The sequence below is a fragment of the Bradyrhizobium cosmicum genome, assembly GCF_032290525.1.
GTDB lineage: Bacteria > Pseudomonadota > Alphaproteobacteria > Rhizobiales > Xanthobacteraceae > Bradyrhizobium > Bradyrhizobium cosmicum_A.
Window position 1 is genome coordinate 395,091 of record NZ_JASXTA010000002.1, and the last position, 17,378, is coordinate 412,468.

Sequence of the window (17,378 nt, forward strand, 5' to 3'; positions counted from 1 at the left end):
ATTCCGGGTTCGCGACTTCGTCGCGACCCGGAATGACGGCTCAATTCTTCAGCCGGTAGCCCGTGCGGAAAATCCACCAGATCACGACCAGGCAGATCACGAGGAACGCCGTCGTCATGCCGATGCTGACGGCCACGCTCACGTCCGCTATCTCGTAGAAGCTCCAGCGGAAGCCGGAGATCAGATAGACGACCGGATTGAGCAGTGCCACCGTGCGCCAGGCCGGCGGCAGCATGTCGATGGAATAGAAGCTGCCGCCGAGGAAGGTCAGCGGCGTCACCACCAGCATCGGGATCATCTGCAGCTTTTCGAATCCGTCGGCCCAGATGCCGATGATGAAGCCGAACAGGCTGAACGTCACCGCCGTCAGCACCAGGAACGTGAGCATCCAGACCGGATGGTGGATGTGCAGCGGCACGAACAGGCCGGCTGTTGCGAGAATGATAAGCCCCAAAATGATCGACTTGGTGGCGGCGGCGCCGACATAGCCGAGCACGATCTCGAAATAGGAGATCGGGGCCGACAGGATCTCGTAGATCGTGCCGGTGAATTTCGGGAAGTAGATGCCGAACGAGGCATTGGCGATGCTCTGCGTCAGCACCGACAGCATGATCAGGCCCGGCACGATGAAGGTGCCGTAACTGACGCCCTCGACCTGGCTGATGCGCGAGCCGATCGCAGCGCCGAACACCACGAAATAGAGCGAGGTCGAAACCACCGGCGAGACGATGCTTTGCAGCAGCGTGCGCCAGGTGCGCGCCATTTCGAACAGATAGATGGCGCGGATGGCGCGGTGATTCATGACGTCCTCACGAGGTCGACGAAGATGTCCTCGAGCGACGACTGCGTCGTGTCGAGATCGTTGAAGCGGATGCCGGCGTTGCGCAGATCGCTGAGCAGGCTGGTGATGCCGGTGCGCTCGCCCTGGGTGTCGTAGTCGTAGACCAGCGTCGCGCCGTTGTCGCAGAGGTCGAGCTCATAATGGTTGAGGCTCTCGGGAAGCGAGGTGACCTTGCCCTGCAGATGCAGCGTCAGCCGCTTCCTGCCGAGCTTCTGCATCAACGTCGCCTTGTTCTCGACCAGCACGATCTCGCCCTTGTTGATGATGCCGATGCGGTCGGCCATCTCCTCGGCTTCCTCGATGTAATGCGTGGTCAGAATGATGGTCACGCCGGACTGCTGGAGGGTGCGCACCACCTCCCACATGCCCTTGCGCAACTCGACGTCGACGCCGGCGGTCGGCTCGTCCAGGAACAGGATCTGCGGCTCGTGCGACAGGGCCTTGGCGATCATCACGCGGCGCTTCATGCCGCCGGAGAGCGTGATGATCTTGTTGTCCTTCTTGTCCCAGAGCGAGAGGTCCTTCAGCACCTTCTCGATATGATCGGGGTTCTTCGGCTTGCCGAACAGGCCGCGCGAGAAACTCACGGTCGCCCATACGCTCTCGAAGGCGTCGGTGTGCAATTCCTGCGGCACGAGGCCGATCAGCGAGCGGGCCTTGCGGTAGGAGGTCTGGATGCTCTCGCCGCCGACGAGGACGCGGCCTTCGCTCGGGTTGGCGATACCGCAGATGATCGAGATCAGCGTGGTCTTGCCGGCACCGTTGGGACCGAGCAGCGCAAAGATCTCGCCGCGCTTGATGTCGAGATTGACGTTCTTGAGCGCCTTGAAGCCGGACCCATAGGTCTTCGACAAATTGGCTACGGAAATGATGGAGGACATGATGGCCGCTGGCTGAGGGCAAAGGCTGGGGAGGGAAGGCTGGAACCGTCCCCGGAGGGAGGTCAGCGGAGCCCTGAGATAGGAATGCCCTTGCCCGGTCGCAATTGCCCGGAGAAAAATGGTCTCAAAACAGGCCCTTCGGTGGCAGGTTCCGGGCAAGTGTTGCGCGATCGCCACGGGCCGCTGCTAAGATTGTCGCTCACGCGGCTCTTTGTTGCGTCTGCGAGCAGGGCATGGCTACGATTCCGGCCAATCGCAAAGCGTATTGTCCCCAGGGAAAAGATCGATGAGACCGAACGGCCGTCACACCGCCGGCGCCAGCCAGTTGCCCGCCCTCCGGGTGTGGGCGCTCTGCCTGCTCTTGCTGTCAGCCATTGCCATCAGCCCGACCACCGCCAGGGCGGCGCCGAGCCAGGCAGCGGCCGCGACCACGCATGTCTACCTGCTCCGCGGCGTGCTCAACATCTTCTCGCTCGGGCTCGACACCATCGGCTCCCGCCTTCAGGCGCAGGGTATCCCCGTGACCGTGGCGAACTTCGTGTCCTGGTCCTCGCTCGCCGATGAAGCCGCCGCCAACTACCGGGCCGGCCGCGTCAAGACCATCGTCCTGGTCGGCCATTCCTCCGGCGCGACCGCGCTACCGGACATGATCGCCAAGCTCAACCAGCTCGGCGTTCCCGTGAAGCTCGCGATCGGCCTCGACTCCGTGTTCAAGACCAAGCTGACGACCGGTGCCGAGCGCTATATCAACATCTATATCGGCGACGGCCCCGGCGAACCCGTGCGCGCAGCCAACGGTTTCCGCGGCAAGCTCGACAATGTCGACGTGCGCGGCACCGGTGTCGGCCATATCTCGATCGACAAGAACGAGGCGATCCAGCGCCGCGTCATCGCCGAGATCGACGCCGCCATCATGCGCTCGCGTGCCCCGGCAGCCCCCGTTGCCGAACCCGGCGCGCCGCGGCCCGCGCGCGCGGCGGCTGCGACCGCGCCGGCGAGGAACTAGGCGGCCGTTACCCGTACCGGCATGCTCGCGAGCCCACGCAGGGAATTGTTGAGCCTGCGTTTCGGCTCTGCGGTGAGCTCAATGGTCTTCACGCGTCTTGCGAACTCGCCGATGATCAATTCGCCTTCCAGACGCGCGATCATCTGGCCGACGCAGGCGTGAATGCCGGCGCCGAAACCGACGTGTCCGGTCGCGGGCCGCTCGACCTCGAAGCGGTCCGGTCCGTCCCACCGTGCGGGATCGCGGTTGGCGGAGGCCATGAACAGCAGCACCTTGTGGTGAGCGGGAATCACGCCGCCGCCGATCTCGACATCGCGCGAGGTGGTGCGAAAGAACGTCTGCACCGGTGAATCATAGCGCAGGCCTTCCTCGAAAGCGTTGCGCGACAGCTGCGGTCTCTCGTGCAGCTTGCGATATTCGTCCGGATGCGTCGCGAGCGCGAGCAGGGTATTGCCGATGCCGTTGACGGTGGTGTCGATCCCGGCGGTGAGGAACGGCCGCACCAGATGCGTTGCTTCATGCTCGCTGATCTCGCCTTCGTCGGCCGCCTGGTAGATCATCATGCCGAGCCCGTCCGGCCGCAACGCATCGCGTGCGCAACATTCCATGATCCAGCTCTGCGCCGCGAGCCCCGCTTGTCGTGACGCTGCCAGCGTCTCGTTCTCCGGGCCAAAACTGTCGAACACGAACGTGCTCCAGGCCAGCAGCTTGTCGCGACCGTCCGGCCTGATACCGATGGCGTCCGGAAACACCTTCATCGGGTAGGCTTCGGCGAGATCGGTGACGGCATCGAACGTGCCTTTGTCGATCAGCTCGGAGACCTTCCTCTCCGCCTCGCTCTGAAACGTCTCACGCAGCTTCCTTGCGACGCCCGGAGACAGCGTACGGCCGAGAACGCGACGCCCCTTGTCGTGGTCGGGAGGATCGATCTGGAGGGTCAGCGGCTTTGGCAGCGCAGGGTTCATTCCGTGGAGCCCGACACCCTCGCCGCTGATGAACGTCTTCCAGTCCTTCAGGGCCGGCTCGACTTCGGCATAGCCAGCCATGGCCCACACGCCGTAGCGCTCCAATGCGAACGCAGGACCGAGCGCGCGCAACGCCTCATAGGCGGGGTAGGGGTTCATCAGGAAGTCAGGGGCAAACGGGTCGGCGGGACTGGCTGCAATGCCGCTCATGGTCAGCTCCCGTCCGCTATTGCTTGGTCAGCGGGCACAGGCCATCGCTCTTGGACCGGAATGCATCCTCGCCTTTGATGGTGGCGACGACCTTCAGCAGATCCCAGGTCGAGCTCGACTCTTCCGGCGCCTTGACCTGGAGCAGGTAGAGCGGGTGGATCTTGCGGCCATCCTTGCGGATGTGGCCCTTGCCGAACAACGGGTCGTCCGTGGGCATCTCCTTCATCGCGGCGACGACAGCCTTGCCGTCCTTGGCACTGCCGACCTTGTCGACCGCTTTGAGATAGTGGATCACCGAGGCATAGACGCCGGCCTGCATGTCGTTGGGATAGGCCTTCGACGGAATGCGCTCGGCGAAGCGTTTTGCGAAAGTCCGCGTGCCGTCGTTCAAATCCCAGTAGAACGGGTTCATGATCTGCGCGCCTTGCGCGAACTTCAGCCCGAGCGCGGGAAGCCCGTTCATGCCCAGGATCAAACCGACCAGCTTGTGGTCCTTGGTCAGGCCGAACTCGGCGGCCTGCTTCATCGACGTGATGGTATCGTCACCGGCATTGGCGAAGCCGACGACGTTCGCGCCAGAGGCCTGGGCCTGGAGCAGGAACGAGGCGTAGTCGGCCGTTCCCAGCGGATGGCGGACGCTGCCGAGCACCTCGCCGCCGGACGCCTTCACGGCCTCAGCGGCCTGTTTCTCCAGGTCATGCCCGAAGGCGTAGTCGGCAGTTATGAAGAACCACTTCTTGCCGCCCTGCTGGACGATCGCCTTGCCGAGGCCGCGCCCATAGGCATAGGTGTCATAGGTCCAGTGCACGGTGTTCGGCGTGCATTTTTCGCCGGTCAGAAGCACCGTCCCGGCGCCCGATCCGACGAAGACCTTGTTCTTCTCGGCGCTCATGCCGGCCACCGCAAGCGCGATCGACGAGTTGGGGATGTCGAAGATCGCATCGACACCGTCGTTCTCGTACCAGCGCCGCGCGATGCCGATCCCGATGTCCGTCTTGTTCTGGTGATCGGCCGCGACGACCTCGACAGGCTTGCCGCCGGCTTTTCCGCCGAAATCCTCGACCGCCATCTTGGCGGCGACGACCGAGCCTATGCCCTGATAGCTCGCGAACGGCCCCGACTGGTCGTTCAGGATCCCGATCTTCACCGCTTCCTGGGCCAACGCAGGCGCCGCCGCAGCCACCATCAAGGCCGAAATGCACAATTTATGCAGGAATTTGCTGTTCATTGTCTCCCTCCCGTGGGCGGTCTTGGTGCCGCTAAATAATAGTTATATTTTATATCTATTTTCGAGAGTGTCAATTCGACTGGCTTTGGACTGAGGATCATGAGCTCGAAACCCGCAAAACCCGGAGCGAAGTCCGGTCAGCAGCCGGAGAAATCGCTCGATCTGCGCGCGCTCCAGCGGACGCCCGGCTTCATGCTGCGGCTCGCGCAGTTGAAGTTCTTCGAAGGCTTCTACGAGGAATTCGCCGCGCTCGGCCTCACGCCGGCGACCTATGCGATCTTCGCCGTCATTCGCGACAATCCGGGCGTCCCGCCGAGCAGCCTCGCCAGCCTGCTCCGGCTGCGCCTGCCGAACCTGATCAAGATCCTGAATGAGCTCGAATCGTCCGGTTTCATCAAGCGCAACCGCTCGAAGGCGGACCGCCGCGCGGTCGAACTCGTGCTCACGCCAAGGGGCGCGAAGCTCATTCACGACGGGGCAAAGCTGACGGAGCCATACAATCAGAAAATGCTGGCGCCGCTCAGCGAAGCCGAGCAGCGCATGTTGATCGAACTGCTGAATAGGATTTTGCCGCTTTAGCCGTTCGCGAGGTCGGCCTGAGGCCAATCGTCGCAAAGTCCCGTCCGGTCCCGCATGTGCGGTACGGGCATTGAGCTCCGAAGGGCAGGAGGCCCGCCTTCGTGCCCCAAATTCTACCCAATCGGTGGTCACTAAGCGCCTCGGGGGAGGCCTCTGCCTCCCATGGTGGGACTGCTGGACTGATGCTTGATCCAAGGCGAATTGTCGTGCTGGCAGCAATTGCGCTGCTCGCCTTGGGCCCCGGCACGGCCGTTGCCTCACCTGCCAAGCCCAAGCCGAGCGGGGTCGCTCGCGCCGCGCAGCCGCCGCCTCTGCCTCCAGCTCCCGTCGAGCCGCTGCCGCCGCCAAAAATCTACCTGTTCCGCGGCGCCATGGGCCCGATCTTTTCGACCGGCATGGACCGGCTGGAAGAGAAGCTCACGAAGGCCGGCTTCTCGGCCAACGTCTATGAATTCACCATCTGCCGATGGATCGGCGATCGTGCCATCGCCAGCTACAAGGAGAGCCCGGCCCCGATCGTGCTGATCGGGCACTCGATGGGCGGGCTGTGCTCTGTCGTCATCTCCGAGATGGCGGCGAAGGAGAACATCCCGATCAGCCTCGTCATCGCCATCGATCCCGCGCATGCGACCGGCGACGTGCCGCTCAATGTCGAGCGCTTCATCAACATCTTCCTGTCCGACAGCGTGCTCGGCGGCGGCGACGTCGTGGCGGTGCCCGGCTATCGCGGCCATTATGCGAGCTACGATCTCAAGGAAAACGCGCGCGTCTCGCACATCAACATCGAGAAGTCCGACGAGATCCACCGCCAGATCGTCGAGATGGTGACGCGGTTGCCGCGCATTCCGCCGCAGACCCAGACCGATGCCGTGCCGCTGCGCTATCTGGTGCCCGCCGATACGCTGGTCGAATTGTGGGACAGCGGCGTGCGGCTGCCGGTCCGCCGCGGCGACACCCTGGAGAGCATTGCGGCTGCCAATCGCGTGCCGCTGTGGACGCTGGCGCAGAGCAATTCGCTGCCGGAGAACGCGCAGCTCACCCCAGGCCAAACCATCATCGTCCCGCGCCACCTATCGCCGCCTGAGCCGACGGCTGCGATGGCGACTCCGCCGCCGGCGCAGCGGAAATAGAGCAGTTTCGGTCTCTGGCAGGCCAAGATGGAGGGTGTCCTCTCCCACACGCAGGGAAGCCCACCCAGACATTCCCCGCTCCATGCTCGGCATGTGCATCTTCAGCAGCCCAAGGTCACACCAGTAGATCGTGCAGCACATGATGTTCGGCTAAATGGCCCAAAGCGTGAGTGCTATGATCCAGCTGCGAATTCTCAGCGGCTCCACCATGTCCGTCGGCGTGTGTCGTGCCTTTGCGATGATCGGGCGGCGACGGGACATCGTTCACAAACGCGATGCTCGGTGTTTCAGTGGCCGGATTCGCGAACTTGAAGGAATCGGGCTCGTGCGGATTTGCCTGCGAGTTTCCGTGTGAGCCGGGCGCGCCATCTGCCACAGAATGCGGTTGGGAATTGGGCCCGCCGGGCTTCTCAGCTGGAGCATGACTGCGTTCGCTTGCTTGAGGAGAAATCGAATGAGCGCTGCCGCCGTTCCCGAGGCCTTTCTGGGGGGCGTCATCAAGCGCACTCCCGGGATCGGCAAAGCCCGCACGACCATGAGCCTCCGTGGACTTGCCGTCACCGAGATGTTGGTCGATTGCAAGGAGCGAATCCGAAATGATGAAAGAGGCGGCATGATTGTCCTCCGCCATGCCTGGCGATCCGATTCCGGTCGGATGGATGCTGTCGTCGGTCCCGGCTTGTTCGAAGACGAATTTGAAAAGTTCCGTCGATAGCGATCCGATTTCCGGTTCCGAGAGGCCGGATTGCGTTGCAGTCTCGCCCGAGGTGGAAGGGGTGGGCTCGTTGGTCCACCCGCTGTAATCCCGATCGAAATCGAAGGAAGAGTTCACACCGATTGTGGTTGAGCTTCCGTCGAACGAAAGAGAACCGCTACTGCTCGTCGCGTCGGTGGAGGTGTCGGAAGTGCTGAGCGCAATGACGGCCGTGTCGCTTTGCGTGACTACCGTCGGATCGATGGTGTCGTTCACCGCCAAGGCCGGTGCCACGGTTTGGTCCACGATGAAGTCCGACGAATCGATGGTCGCAATGCCCTGGAGATGAACTTCCAGCAGATTGGAATCGCCGATCTGGAGGGTTTGGTCCGTCGGATTGACATACACGATAGTTTCATTGGCTGAGCTGTTGTAAATCCACGCGATGGTGTGGGGCGGCACGGACGCGCTTGTCGAGGTCAATGCTAGGATCACGAACCCGAGCGCGCCGATAGCCGTCAAATCGATCCTGTCGGTTCCTGATCTAAAACCAGTAATCGTATCGAACCGGCCAGCACGGGAATCTGCCACCGACAGATAAGCGAAGACATCATCGCCATTGCCGCCCGCGAGCTGGTCCGGACCGAGCCCGCCGATGATGGTGTCGTTCTCGTTGCTGCCGTCGATATTGTCTCGTCCAGAGCCACCGTAGATGACGTCATCCCCGTTATTGCCCTTTAGGGTATCGTCGCCCGATCCGCCAAAGATAGTGTCGTTCACGCCGGTGCCGTTAAGGGTGTCGTCACCGGCCCCCCCATAGACGATTTGGGGAATGCTGCCGCCACCGGCGATGCTGTCGTGTCCGGGAGTGCCGTAGACAAACGGGGGATCGGATACGACGGTGGTTCCTACTGCCAAATTGTCGAAATCATTGGGGTCCGCGTCGCTTGCGCCATGGATGGCGATCGTCACCTCTTGCGTGGTGCCGTCGATGGCCGTCACCGTGAAATGATCGGTGAGCGTATCGCCGACATCCAGTGCATCCACCAGGCTATTATTGTTGTCGAGCGTATAAGTCCATATTCCGGACGCGGTCATTGTGAAAGTGCCGTAGCCGCCGTCGCTTGCAGTGGGCGAGGTCACCGCTGTGAAGGTGTTGGCCGGATTGTCGATGTCGGCATCAGTGAGCGTGCCGGTTGCGACTGGCTTGCCGGAGGAAATGCCGCCGGCTTCGAGCACCGAGCCCGTTGTCATTCCGGAAATGATGGCGGCGTCATTCGCGCCGTTGATCGTGATCGTCACCACTTGCGGCGTGCCGTCGACGGTAGTCACGGTGAATTGGTTGATCAGGGCATCTCCCGCATTGAGCGCCTGCACTGCGCCGTTGCTGTTGTCGAGCGTGTAGACCCACGTGCCCAGCGCCGTCATCGTGAAGGTGCCGAAGCCGCCGGTGCTCGTCTTTGGCGTGCTTACCGGGATGAAGGTGTTGGACGTATTGTCAGGATCGACATCGGTCAACGTGCCGGTCGCAGTCGGCAGACCAGGCGTACCGTTGGCTACACCCCCGGCCTCGATCACCTTGCCGGTCGCCGTTCCGGAAATGACCGCCCCATCGTTGCTGCCGTTGATGGTGATCGTCACTGTCTGTGCCGTGCCGTCGAGCGTGACCACCGTGAAGCTGTCGGCCAGCTTGTCGCCATTGTTGAGTGCCTGCACCACGGTACTGGTATTGTCGAGCGTGTAGGTCCACAGGCCGGCCGCGCTGATCGTGAAGTTGCCATAGCCATGCGCGCTTGGTGTCGGCGAGCCGACCGGCACGAACATGTTGGCCGGATTGTCGACATCCCCGGCGGCAAGTGTGCCCGCCGCGACCGGCACGCCGGGCGAAGCGCCGCTTGCCTCGACGACTGAACCGGTTGTAGTGCCGGAAATGACGGTGGCGTCGTTGCTGCCCTGGATCGTGATCGTCACGACCTGGGGGGTGCCGTCGACGGTGGTCACCGTCAGCGTGTCGGTCAGGGTGTCGCCGACATTCAGGGCCTGTACTGTGCTGTTGCCATTGTCGAGCGTGTAGGTCCACACGCCGCCGGCTGTCATCGTGAAAGTGCCGTAGCCGCCCGCGCTCCTGGTCGGCGAACTGACCGCCGTGAAGGTGTTGGGGGGATTGTCGACATCCGTATCAGTTAGCGTGCCGGTTGCGCTCGGTGTGCCGGGCGCCGCATTGGCGACGCCGCCCGCCTCTACCACTATGCCGGCGGCGTTGCCTGAAATGGTGGCCGTGTCGTTGACGCCGTTGATGGTGACGACGAAGGTTTGACTCGTCGAGAGGCCGCCGTCCGACACCGTGACGACGAAGCTCGTGGTCGTCGGCGACGACAGGGCATTGATTGCATCCCCGTTCGGAACAAAAGTGTAGGCGCCGGATGCGCTGTTGAGATAGAGAGTGCCATACGGACCGGCCTGCGAAATATCGTATGTCCCTCCATTGAGGACCGTGGTGCCGGCCGTCCCCCCGCTGAGACCGTAGGTGAGCACACCATTGAGCGGGCTGGTGGCGGCGAAGGTGCCGCTTGTCGTGGTGAACTCGTCGAACACGATCGTGTCGATTTCGATCGGCCCGGCCGGCACGCTCAGTGTGGGCGGTGGCCGCACGATCAAGGGGACGTCGATCGGCGGCAGTGCTGGAAGCAGGTTTGGCCGCGCCGTCGTGTTGTCCGACGTGAAGTTGATGTGTTGCAGCGAAAGCGGATTCGCGGAAGGTGGCGTACTGGATCCTGTTGGACCTCGCGTGAGGTTGGCGAGCACGTCATGTTGAGCCGCCTGCAGCTCCTCCATGCGAGCAGCACTGTTGGCAACCTGGTTCACGCTGATCGAGGAGCCGATCCTGTTCAGAACGATAGTTTCGCCAGGATCTTCGACGATGATGTGTCGCGGCACCGGCTCCTTGGTTATGAGCTCGAATACGCCGTGCTGAAGGTCCTTGTAAGTGATCGTATCGTCATCCAGAAGCGTGGCGTCCGGGTCGGCGGCTCGCGCGTCTTGCATCATCGAGAAAGTCAACGCCGCAATCGTCAGGATGCCGAAGCCCGTCGTATAGGAGCGGCAGCGAACGCTCCCAAGGGGGGTGTCGACCGTCAAAGTACCGCTGTTTGCCAGCCGGCCGGCAGCGAACGCAAAGCTTCCACGGGTGACCGCAACCACGGTCGAGCACGACGTGTCGTCGGAATCGGAGGCGAACTCGCGCAGCTCGATGTGCGCCCGGCTGGAGACGTTGAATACAGTGTCGTCGAGAAGCCGAATTCCGATCTGCGCGTCCGCAGCCGTTTCGATTACATCATGGCGGCAGACAAGGTCGCCAATGCTGACCTGAGTTGCCGCGCCGCCCTCGTGCGTGAGGGTGACGTAACCCAACGCACTCTGAACGATGCCGATGATCTGGAGAGGTAAAGCCGAAACAACCCCATCCCGGGGTCTAACGCCTGAAACAACTAACATGGCTCTGGTCTCGCGTGCCGAATAATTCGGGCTTGGCGCGGTGCCGCGGTCCTCTTGTCGGTTTTGCCTACGCCACGGGGGCAATTTTTGGCGGTAGCAACCCCAGGCCTGCGCGCCGAAGACGTGTGATGAAAAAGATGATCTCTATCGGTACAGCGTCGATGATGGCAGGTTCAAGCGCGATGCGGCCCCTCTCGACGGGACCGCAATTTGGCTCTCAAGAAGTTGACGACTGAGCTGCGCGAAAATTTAACTCACTTCCGCTGGCCAGGCAAACAGCTTGGGACTACGATCAAGAAATATAGGAGTACTTCTTTTGGAGGGCTGGTCCGCAGGCCAGATCCACGTTGTAGATACTCACGCACGACTTGCGGGCTCGGCCGGAGCTCAGAGCGCTCATCAAGCGGCACGCGAACAAGATCTTCTCGGAAAGGGCAGGTCATGTGCAGGCATACGATTGCAGCTTTGGTGACTGGCTTCGTTTGGGCATCCGCGAGTGTTCTTGCTGTGCCAGCGCAGGCTCAAGTCAATAAAGGCGGCCTTGAAGACGTTACGTCAAAACCAATCGGAAAAGTCGTCGCCGCTACCGGTTCGGTCTCGATCGAGCACGCAAGTGCGGTCCTCGTCCAGGCGAACCTCGGCGATCCGGCCGCTCAAGCCAAGGCCGGCGATGTCGTGTATCTGCGCGACGTGGTGCGAACCGGGGCGGACAGCCGGGTCAGCATCAATTTCAGCGATGGCTCGTCATTCAATCTGTCGAGCAACGCGCGGATGACCTTGGATGAGTATGTGTACGAGCCGGACGGCAAGTCCAACGCGACGTTTTTTAATCTGGCCAGAGGAACGGCGACATTTGTCGCGGGCCAGGTCGCGAAGACCGGCGATATGAAGGTTGATACGCCCGTTGCAACGTTGGGAATCCGGGGCACCACGCCCCACATCGAAATTTTGGATGACGGCGCGGTCAAATTTTCGACTCTCATCGAAGAGGGCAAGAGCAAATTGGTGAAGAAGCGCGTGACTGCTGCAGTGCCCGATCAGGGCAGCGCTCCCAGGCTGAACATTTGCAGAGGATGCTGAAGCGATACGGACATGGCTATCAGGGCCGCCATCATCGACAGCGTCGCGCCCATTCTCGTGTTGCTGTCGCTCGGTTCGCCGGCGGCCGCGCAGCAGCTCCAGAAAAATAGTCACCTCAAGAGCATTGAGCAGTGCAACGGTACGGACCGCATTCCGGCCCAAGCCCGGATCGCCGGCTGTACGGCGCTCATCAATTCGGGTGATGCCAGGCCTGAGGCGCTGGCCGTGGCTTACAACAATCGTGGCAACGCTTATACCGCAGCCGCGGAGTACGACCGGGCGCTCAGCGATTTCGATCGAGCGATCGAACTTGCCTCAGGCTATGTCAAGCCGGTGAATAATCGCGGCGTCGCCTATTTGAGGAAGGGAGCATATGAGGACGCGGTCAAGTCCTTCGACGAAGCAATCAGGCTCAACCCGGCTTATGGCAGCGCTTTCGCCAACCGCGCGGAAGCGCACCTGAAGCTGAACCAGTATGATCGGGCCGCGCTGGATTTCGACGAGGCCATCCGCCTCGATCCGAATTTGGCGTTTGCAAGGAGCGGACGCTGCTGGGCCCGAGCGATCATCGGCGCGCTGCAGGCCGGGCTCGACGACTGCAACAGGGCGATCCAGTCGGGGGCGAACGATGCGGCGACATACGATTCACGCGCGCTGATCCATCTGAAGATGGGCCAGCTCTCCGCGGCGATTGACGACTACGGTTTCGCGTTGCACCTGGCGCCAAACCTGGCAAGCGCGCTCTATGGACGCGGACTTGCCAAGCTCAGGCAGGGCGATAACTCCGGCGGCGACCGCGACGTCTCGGCAGCAAAGCTCATCGACGTCAAGGTCGCCGACGAGTTCGCGCGCTACGGAGTGCAGTGACGTCAGGATTGGCCCACCCAAATTGGCGTTGGCCTGCTAGACGTTCGACCCGTGAATCGCGTCGATCACGGCGTCCGTCACTTCCTTTGTCGTCGCCTTGCCGCCGACGTCGGGCGTCAACACGCCGGCCGCGCAGACCTGCTCAACCGCCTTCATCAGCCGTAATGCCGCGTCCTTTTCGCCGAGATGCTCGAGCATCTGCACGCCGGTCCAGAACGTCGCGACCGGATTGGCGATGCCCTTGCCGGTGATGTCGAAGGCCGAGCCGTGGATCGGCTCGAACATCGAGGGAAAGCGGCGCTGCGGATCGATGTTGCCGGTCGGCGCCACCCCAAGGCTTCCCGCGAGCGCGCCGGCGAGATCGGAGAGGATGTCGGCGTGCAGGTTCGTCGCCACGATGGTGTCGAGGCTCTTCGGATGCAGCGTCATGCGCACGGTCATGGCATCGACCAGCATCTTGTCCCAGGTCACGTCGGGGAATTCGGCTGCGACTTCGGCGGCGATCTCGTCCCACATCACCATGCCGTGGCGCTGCGCGTTGGACTTGGTCACGACAGTCAGGAATTTGCGCGGCCGCGACTGCGCGAGCTGGAACGCGTAACGCATGATCCGAGTGACGCCGACGCGGGTGAACACCGCCACTTCAGTCCCGACCTCTTCCGGCAGGCCCCTGTGGGCGCGGCCGCCCATGCCGGCATATTCGCCTTCCGAGTTCTCGCGCACGATCACCCAGTCGAGATCGCCGACGCCGACATTGCGCAGCGGCGAGGCGACGCCTGGCAAAATCTTGGTCGGCCGCACATTGGCGTATTGGTCAAAACCCTGGCAGATCGGCAGCCGCAGCCCCCACAGCGTGACGTGATCGGGCACATCAGGGGCGCCGACCGCGCCGAAATAGATCGCGTCGAACTTCTTCAGCTCGGCGAGGCCGTCGGCCGGCATCATGACGCCGTGCTTCTTGTAGTAGTCCGAGCCCCAATCGAACGTCTTGATGGTGAAGGCAATATCGCCGCTGCGTTTCGCAAGCGCCTCCAGCACGCGGACGCCGGCCGAGATGACTTCGGGGCCGATGCCGTCGGCGGGAATGGCTGCGATCGAATAGGTGCGCATGAGAGTGCTCCGTGTGAGAGATCGCGCCGGTATATTCGGCTGTCTGCGTCGTCGGCGAATTTAGGCGGGGGTGCAGGCAGACTCAATTGGCGCTGGTTTATACAAAAAAATGATATAATCCTCGCTGGCTGAGACGAGAGGATCCGGGATGGAATTGCATCAGCTTCGATGCTTCGTGGCCGCAGCCGAGCAGTTGCATTTCGGCCATGCGGCGCAGCAGCTCCAGATGCTGCCGTCCGCCCTGGGCCGCCAGATCAGGCTGCTGGAAGAAGACCTGGGAACGCGGCTGTTCGCGCGAACCACGCGTGCGGTGTCGCTCACCGAGGACGGCGCGACACTATTGCGCGATGCCCGTGCCATCCTTGCCCGGGTCGAGGCGGTCGAGAGCAATCTGCGCAACCGCTCGCGCGCGGGGGCCGCGCGGCGGCTGCGGGTCGGCGCCATCGACAGCGCCGCTGCGGGATTGTTGCCGCCGCTGCTGCGCGACTTTCGCGCCAGGCATCCTGAGATCGCGGTGCAGCTTCTGGAGGACAAGACCGTCCGGCTGCTGCCGAAGATTCTGACCGGTGCGCTCGATCTCGCCTTCGTGCGTCCGCCCGATCGTGCGGACAAGCGGCTCGAATTCCGCGAATTGCTCCAGGAGACCGCGATCGTGGCGTTCCCGCAGCGGCATGCACTCGCCGCGCGCAAGTCGATCGCATTGGCGCAGATCGCCGACGAGGCGATGCTGGTGCCGGACCGCCGCTCGCGGCCGCACAGCCACGACCTCACGGTAAAACTGTTCGAGCAGGCCGGATTGACCCCGCGCATCGTGCAGGTCGCGGACGAAAAGCAGACCATCATCCATCTGGTGGCAACGAAGCTCGGGGTCGCGATCGTGCCGCGCTGGACCATGCGGATGGCGGTCACCGGCGTGCGCTTCGTGCCGCTGCGGCCAAAGCAAGACGGCCCCGTCGGCCGGCTGCCGCTCGCCGCCGCCTGGCTGCGCGGCTCGCGCGATCCGGCCCGCGATGCCATGCTGGCGGTGCTGGAGAAGCGCCTGCGCAGCTATGCGCGGGAGGCGTGAGCGGCTATGACGTAAGCTGGATAAAGGTGATGGCGATGGCTGAACGGAAAACGTCGAATGAGTTGCGGGTGGCCATCGCGGGGCTGGGCTCGATCGGCAGCAAGATCGCAACCGCGCTCGATCAGGGCATCGAGGGATTGACGCTGTCGGGCGTGGCCGTGCGCGATCCTGCCAGGCATCAGGCTTTCCTCAAGAGCCTGCGCCGCCCGCCGCAGATCACGTCGATCGATCAGCTGGGTGACGTCGCCGACATCGTCGTCGAATGCGCGCCGAGCAGCCAGCTGCGTGCGATCGTCGAGCCCGCGGTGAAGCGCGGCAAATCCGCTGTCGTCGTCAGCGTCGGCGGACTGCTCGACAATTTCGACCTGGTCGATCTCGCCCGCGCCAATGGCGGCCGCATCATCGTGCCGACCGGCGCGCTGATCGGGCTCGACGCCGTCAACGCCGCCGCCATCGGCACCATCCATTCGGTGAGGATGGTCACGCGCAAGCCGATCGACGGGCTGAAGGGCGCGCCGTTCATCGTTCAGAACGACATCGACATCGATCAGCTGCGCGAGCCGCTGAAACTGTTCGAGGGCACCGCGCGCGAAGCCGCAAAGGGTTTCCCGGCCAACCTCAATGTCGCGGTCGCGCTGTCGCTGGCCGGCGTCGGGCCCGACCGCACCCAGGTGCAGATCTGGGCCGATCCGACCGTGACGCGCAACGTTCACCGCATCGAGGTCGAGGCGGATTCGGCGCGGTTCTCGATGTCGATCGAGAACATCCCGTCCGAAAATCCCAAGACCGGGATCATCACCGCGCTGTCTGTAATCGCGCTGCTGCGCAAGCAGCGCGCCACGTTGTGTGTGGGGACGTGAGTCTTACGCGCCCGTGACGCGCCAGATCACGTTGCCGACGTCGTCGGCCATCAGCAGCGACTTGTCCGGACCGATCGCGACGCCGACCGGACGGCCGTAGGATTCCTTCTCGTCCGGCGCCAGGAAGCCCGACAGGATGTCGCGCGCGGGGCCGGAAGGCTTTCCGTTCTCGAACGGGATGAACACGACCTTGTAGCCTGAGAGCTTGCTGCGATTCCACGAACCGTGCTGGCCGATGACCATGCCGTCGGGGAAGCCGGGCAGGGTCCCTGCGGGCATCCAGCACAGGCCGAGCGAGGCGGTGTGGCCGCCGAGCGCATAGTCCGGCGTGAGCGCCTTGGCGACCATGGCCGGGTCCTGCGGCACGCGGTCGTCCACCGTCTTGCCCCAGTAGCAATAGGGCCAGCCGTAGAAGCCGCCGTCGCGCACCGAGGTCAGGTAATCCGGCGGCGTCTCGTCGCCGAGACCGTCGCGCTCGTTGACGACGGTCCAGAGCACGTTCGTATTGGGCTCCCAGGCAAGACCGACCGGGTTGCGCAGACCGGCGCCAAAAATGCGATGCGTGCCGGCGACGAGATCGAGCTCGTAGACCGCGGCGCGGCCTTCCTCGACCTCCATGCCCATCTCGGCGATGTTGCTGAGCGAGCCGACGCCGGCATAGAGCTTCTTGCCGTCGGGGCTCGCGAGCAGGCTGCGCGTCCAGTGGCCGCCCGGCTTGAACGTCGTGAGCCGCTTGCCCGGTGCGGTGATGCTGTCGGCATTGACGACGTAAGGAAAGGCCATCACGCCGTCGGTGTTGCCGACATAGAAGGTGTCGCCGATCAGCGCCATGCCGAACGGCTGGCTGAGGTTTTCCATGAAGGCGCCACGATACTCGGCAACGCCGTCACCGTCCTTGTCGCGCAGCAGCGTGATGCGGTTGGCGGACACGCCGAGCGCCGCGGCGCGCCGCATCGTCGCCTGCATCGCGTAGTGAAATACGCTGCGCGGGGCGCCTGCGATCTGCGTCGCTTCCGCAATCAGCACCTCGCCATTGGGCAACACCTCGATCCAGCGCGGATGGTCGAGGCCGGTCGCGAACGCATTGACCTTGAGCCCGGGCGCGACCGTCGGCTTCTGGCCCCCGCTCCAGCCCCGCGCGGTCGGCATCTTCAAGGTCGGGATCGCGCCTTGCGGCTTGGCTTCGGGAATGGCGGGCGTCTGGCCCCACGCAGGCGCATGCTCGGTGCCGGAGAGCTTACGCCATTGCAGCGCGATGCCGCCAAGGAATGCGACGAACTGCGCGAAGATGCTGGAAAAAGTCATGACAGGCCCCCGTTTGCGCGCGCATCCAACTGGCTGATGGGGCAGACGTCAACCTGTGCGG

Annotated in this window: 14 protein-coding genes; 7 read left to right on the plus strand and 7 right to left on the minus strand. The window is 63.3% G+C overall.

Annotation, left to right across the window (positions count from 1 at the left end):
• Positions 1 to 40: 40 nt before the first annotated feature.
• Complete coding sequence (locus QSV46_RS05610; protein WP_314947613.1) at positions 41 to 802, minus strand: ABC transporter permease; 762 nt, start codon at positions 800 to 802, stop codon at positions 41 to 43.
• Positions 799 to 1,722: an ABC transporter ATP-binding protein gene (locus QSV46_RS05615; protein ID WP_314947616.1), complete on the minus strand. Its 924-nt coding sequence runs from the start codon at positions 1,720 to 1,722 to the stop codon at positions 799 to 801. Before QSV46_RS05615 ends, QSV46_RS05610 begins: the two co-directional genes overlap by 4 nt.
• Positions 1,723 to 2,008: 286 nt before the next feature.
• Here QSV46_RS05615 and QSV46_RS05620 point away from each other — a divergent pair, with 286 nt between their 5' ends.
• Positions 2,009 to 2,728 carry a hypothetical protein gene (locus tag QSV46_RS05620; RefSeq protein WP_314947618.1) on the plus strand — a complete coding sequence of 240 codons (720 nt, stop codon included), beginning with the start codon at positions 2,009 to 2,011 and terminating at the stop codon, positions 2,726 to 2,728.
• Here QSV46_RS05620 and QSV46_RS05625 read toward each other — a convergent pair.
• A complete protein-coding gene (locus QSV46_RS05625; RefSeq protein ID WP_314947622.1) occupies positions 2,725 to 3,903 on the minus strand; it encodes a cytochrome P450 in 1,179 nt (392 codons plus the stop codon). The genes QSV46_RS05620 and QSV46_RS05625 overlap by 4 nt on opposite strands.
• A gap of 16 nt (positions 3,904 to 3,919) precedes the next feature.
• Positions 3,920 to 5,131 carry an ABC transporter substrate-binding protein gene (locus tag QSV46_RS05630; RefSeq protein ID WP_314947624.1) on the minus strand — a complete coding sequence of 404 codons (1,212 nt, stop codon included), beginning with the start codon at positions 5,129 to 5,131 and terminating at the stop codon, positions 3,920 to 3,922.
• A gap of 99 nt (positions 5,132 to 5,230) precedes the next feature.
• On the opposite strand from QSV46_RS05630, the gene QSV46_RS05635 reads away from it, so the two are divergent.
• Together QSV46_RS05635 and QSV46_RS05640 are read left to right on the plus strand one after the other, a co-directional pair.
• Positions 5,231 to 5,710 carry a MarR family winged helix-turn-helix transcriptional regulator gene (locus tag QSV46_RS05635; protein WP_314947626.1) on the plus strand — a complete coding sequence of 160 codons (480 nt, stop codon included), beginning with the start codon at positions 5,231 to 5,233 and terminating at the stop codon, positions 5,708 to 5,710.
• 182 nt (positions 5,711 to 5,892) lie between these two features.
• Positions 5,893 to 6,840, plus strand: coding sequence for a LysM peptidoglycan-binding domain-containing protein (locus QSV46_RS05640; protein WP_314947629.1), 948 nt, complete (start codon positions 5,893 to 5,895; stop codon positions 6,838 to 6,840).
• A 115-nt stretch (positions 6,841 to 6,955) separates the two neighbouring features.
• Here QSV46_RS05640 and QSV46_RS05645 read toward each other — a convergent pair whose 3' ends face one another.
• Complete coding sequence (locus QSV46_RS05645; protein ID WP_314947632.1) at positions 6,956 to 11,029, minus strand: VCBS domain-containing protein; 4,074 nt, start codon at positions 11,027 to 11,029, stop codon at positions 6,956 to 6,958.
• Between the two features lie 441 nt (positions 11,030 to 11,470).
• On the opposite strand from QSV46_RS05645, the gene QSV46_RS05650 reads away from it, so the two are divergent.
• Positions 11,471 to 12,109, plus strand: a complete 639-nt coding sequence (locus tag QSV46_RS05650; RefSeq protein ID WP_314947634.1) for a FecR family protein — start codon at positions 11,471 to 11,473, stop codon at positions 12,107 to 12,109.
• Between the two features lie 57 nt (positions 12,110 to 12,166).
• Positions 12,167 to 12,976 (plus strand): tetratricopeptide repeat protein, encoded by an 810-nt coding sequence (locus QSV46_RS05655; RefSeq protein WP_314947637.1) that lies wholly within the window; start codon positions 12,167 to 12,169, stop codon positions 12,974 to 12,976.
• A 36-nt stretch (positions 12,977 to 13,012) separates the two neighbouring features.
• On the opposite strand, the gene QSV46_RS05660 is transcribed toward QSV46_RS05655, so the two are convergent.
• A complete protein-coding gene (locus tag QSV46_RS05660) occupies positions 13,013 to 14,086 on the minus strand; it encodes a tartrate dehydrogenase (RefSeq protein WP_314947640.1) in 1,074 nt (357 codons plus the stop codon).
• Positions 14,087 to 14,234: 148 nt separating this feature from the next.
• Between QSV46_RS05660 and QSV46_RS05665 the strand changes: the two genes are divergently transcribed.
• Together QSV46_RS05665 and QSV46_RS05670 are read left to right on the plus strand one after the other, a co-directional pair.
• A complete protein-coding gene (locus tag QSV46_RS05665) occupies positions 14,235 to 15,152 on the plus strand; it encodes a LysR family transcriptional regulator (RefSeq protein WP_314947642.1) in 918 nt (305 codons plus the stop codon).
• Between the two features lie 35 nt (positions 15,153 to 15,187).
• Positions 15,188 to 16,012: an aspartate dehydrogenase gene (locus QSV46_RS05670; RefSeq protein WP_314947644.1), complete on the plus strand. Its 825-nt coding sequence runs from the start codon at positions 15,188 to 15,190 to the stop codon at positions 16,010 to 16,012.
• Positions 16,013 to 16,015: 3 nt separating this feature from the next.
• Here QSV46_RS05670 and QSV46_RS05675 read toward each other — a convergent pair whose 3' ends face one another.
• Positions 16,016 to 17,317 carry a sorbosone dehydrogenase family protein gene (locus QSV46_RS05675; protein ID WP_314947646.1) on the minus strand — a complete coding sequence of 434 codons (1,302 nt, stop codon included), beginning with the start codon at positions 17,315 to 17,317 and terminating at the stop codon, positions 16,016 to 16,018.
• Positions 17,318 to 17,378: the final 61 nt, after the last annotated feature.

What these genes read in the sequence shown, in the direction of transcription:
- QSV46_RS05645 (WP_314947632.1), bottom strand. Translation starts at nt 11,029, where the DNA reads ATGTTAGTTGTTTCAGGCGTTAGACCCCGGGATGGGGTTGTTTCGGCT.
- QSV46_RS05665 (WP_314947642.1), top strand. Translation starts at nt 14,235, where the DNA reads ATGGAATTGCATCAGCTTCGATGCTTCGTGGCCGCAGCCGAGCAGTTG.
- QSV46_RS05610 (WP_314947613.1), bottom strand. Translation starts at nt 802, where the DNA reads ATGAATCACCGCGCCATCCGCGCCATCTATCTGTTCGAAATGGCGCGC.
- QSV46_RS05615 (WP_314947616.1), bottom strand. Translation starts at nt 1,722, where the DNA reads ATGTCCTCCATCATTTCCGTAGCCAATTTGTCGAAGACCTATGGGTCC.
- QSV46_RS05640 (WP_314947629.1), top strand. Translation starts at nt 5,893, where the DNA reads ATGCTTGATCCAAGGCGAATTGTCGTGCTGGCAGCAATTGCGCTGCTC.
- QSV46_RS05625 (WP_314947622.1), bottom strand. Translation starts at nt 3,903, where the DNA reads ATGAGCGGCATTGCAGCCAGTCCCGCCGACCCGTTTGCCCCTGACTTC.
- QSV46_RS05670 (WP_314947644.1), top strand. Translation starts at nt 15,188, where the DNA reads ATGGCTGAACGGAAAACGTCGAATGAGTTGCGGGTGGCCATCGCGGGG.
- QSV46_RS05675 (WP_314947646.1), bottom strand. Translation starts at nt 17,317, where the DNA reads ATGACTTTTTCCAGCATCTTCGCGCAGTTCGTCGCATTCCTTGGCGGC.
- QSV46_RS05635 (WP_314947626.1), top strand. Translation starts at nt 5,231, where the DNA reads ATGAGCTCGAAACCCGCAAAACCCGGAGCGAAGTCCGGTCAGCAGCCG.
- QSV46_RS05630 (WP_314947624.1), bottom strand. Translation starts at nt 5,131, where the DNA reads ATGAACAGCAAATTCCTGCATAAATTGTGCATTTCGGCCTTGATGGTG.
- QSV46_RS05620 (WP_314947618.1), top strand. Translation starts at nt 2,009, where the DNA reads ATGAGACCGAACGGCCGTCACACCGCCGGCGCCAGCCAGTTGCCCGCC.
- QSV46_RS05650 (WP_314947634.1), top strand. Translation starts at nt 11,471, where the DNA reads ATGTGCAGGCATACGATTGCAGCTTTGGTGACTGGCTTCGTTTGGGCA.
- QSV46_RS05660 (WP_314947640.1), bottom strand. Translation starts at nt 14,086, where the DNA reads ATGCGCACCTATTCGATCGCAGCCATTCCCGCCGACGGCATCGGCCCC.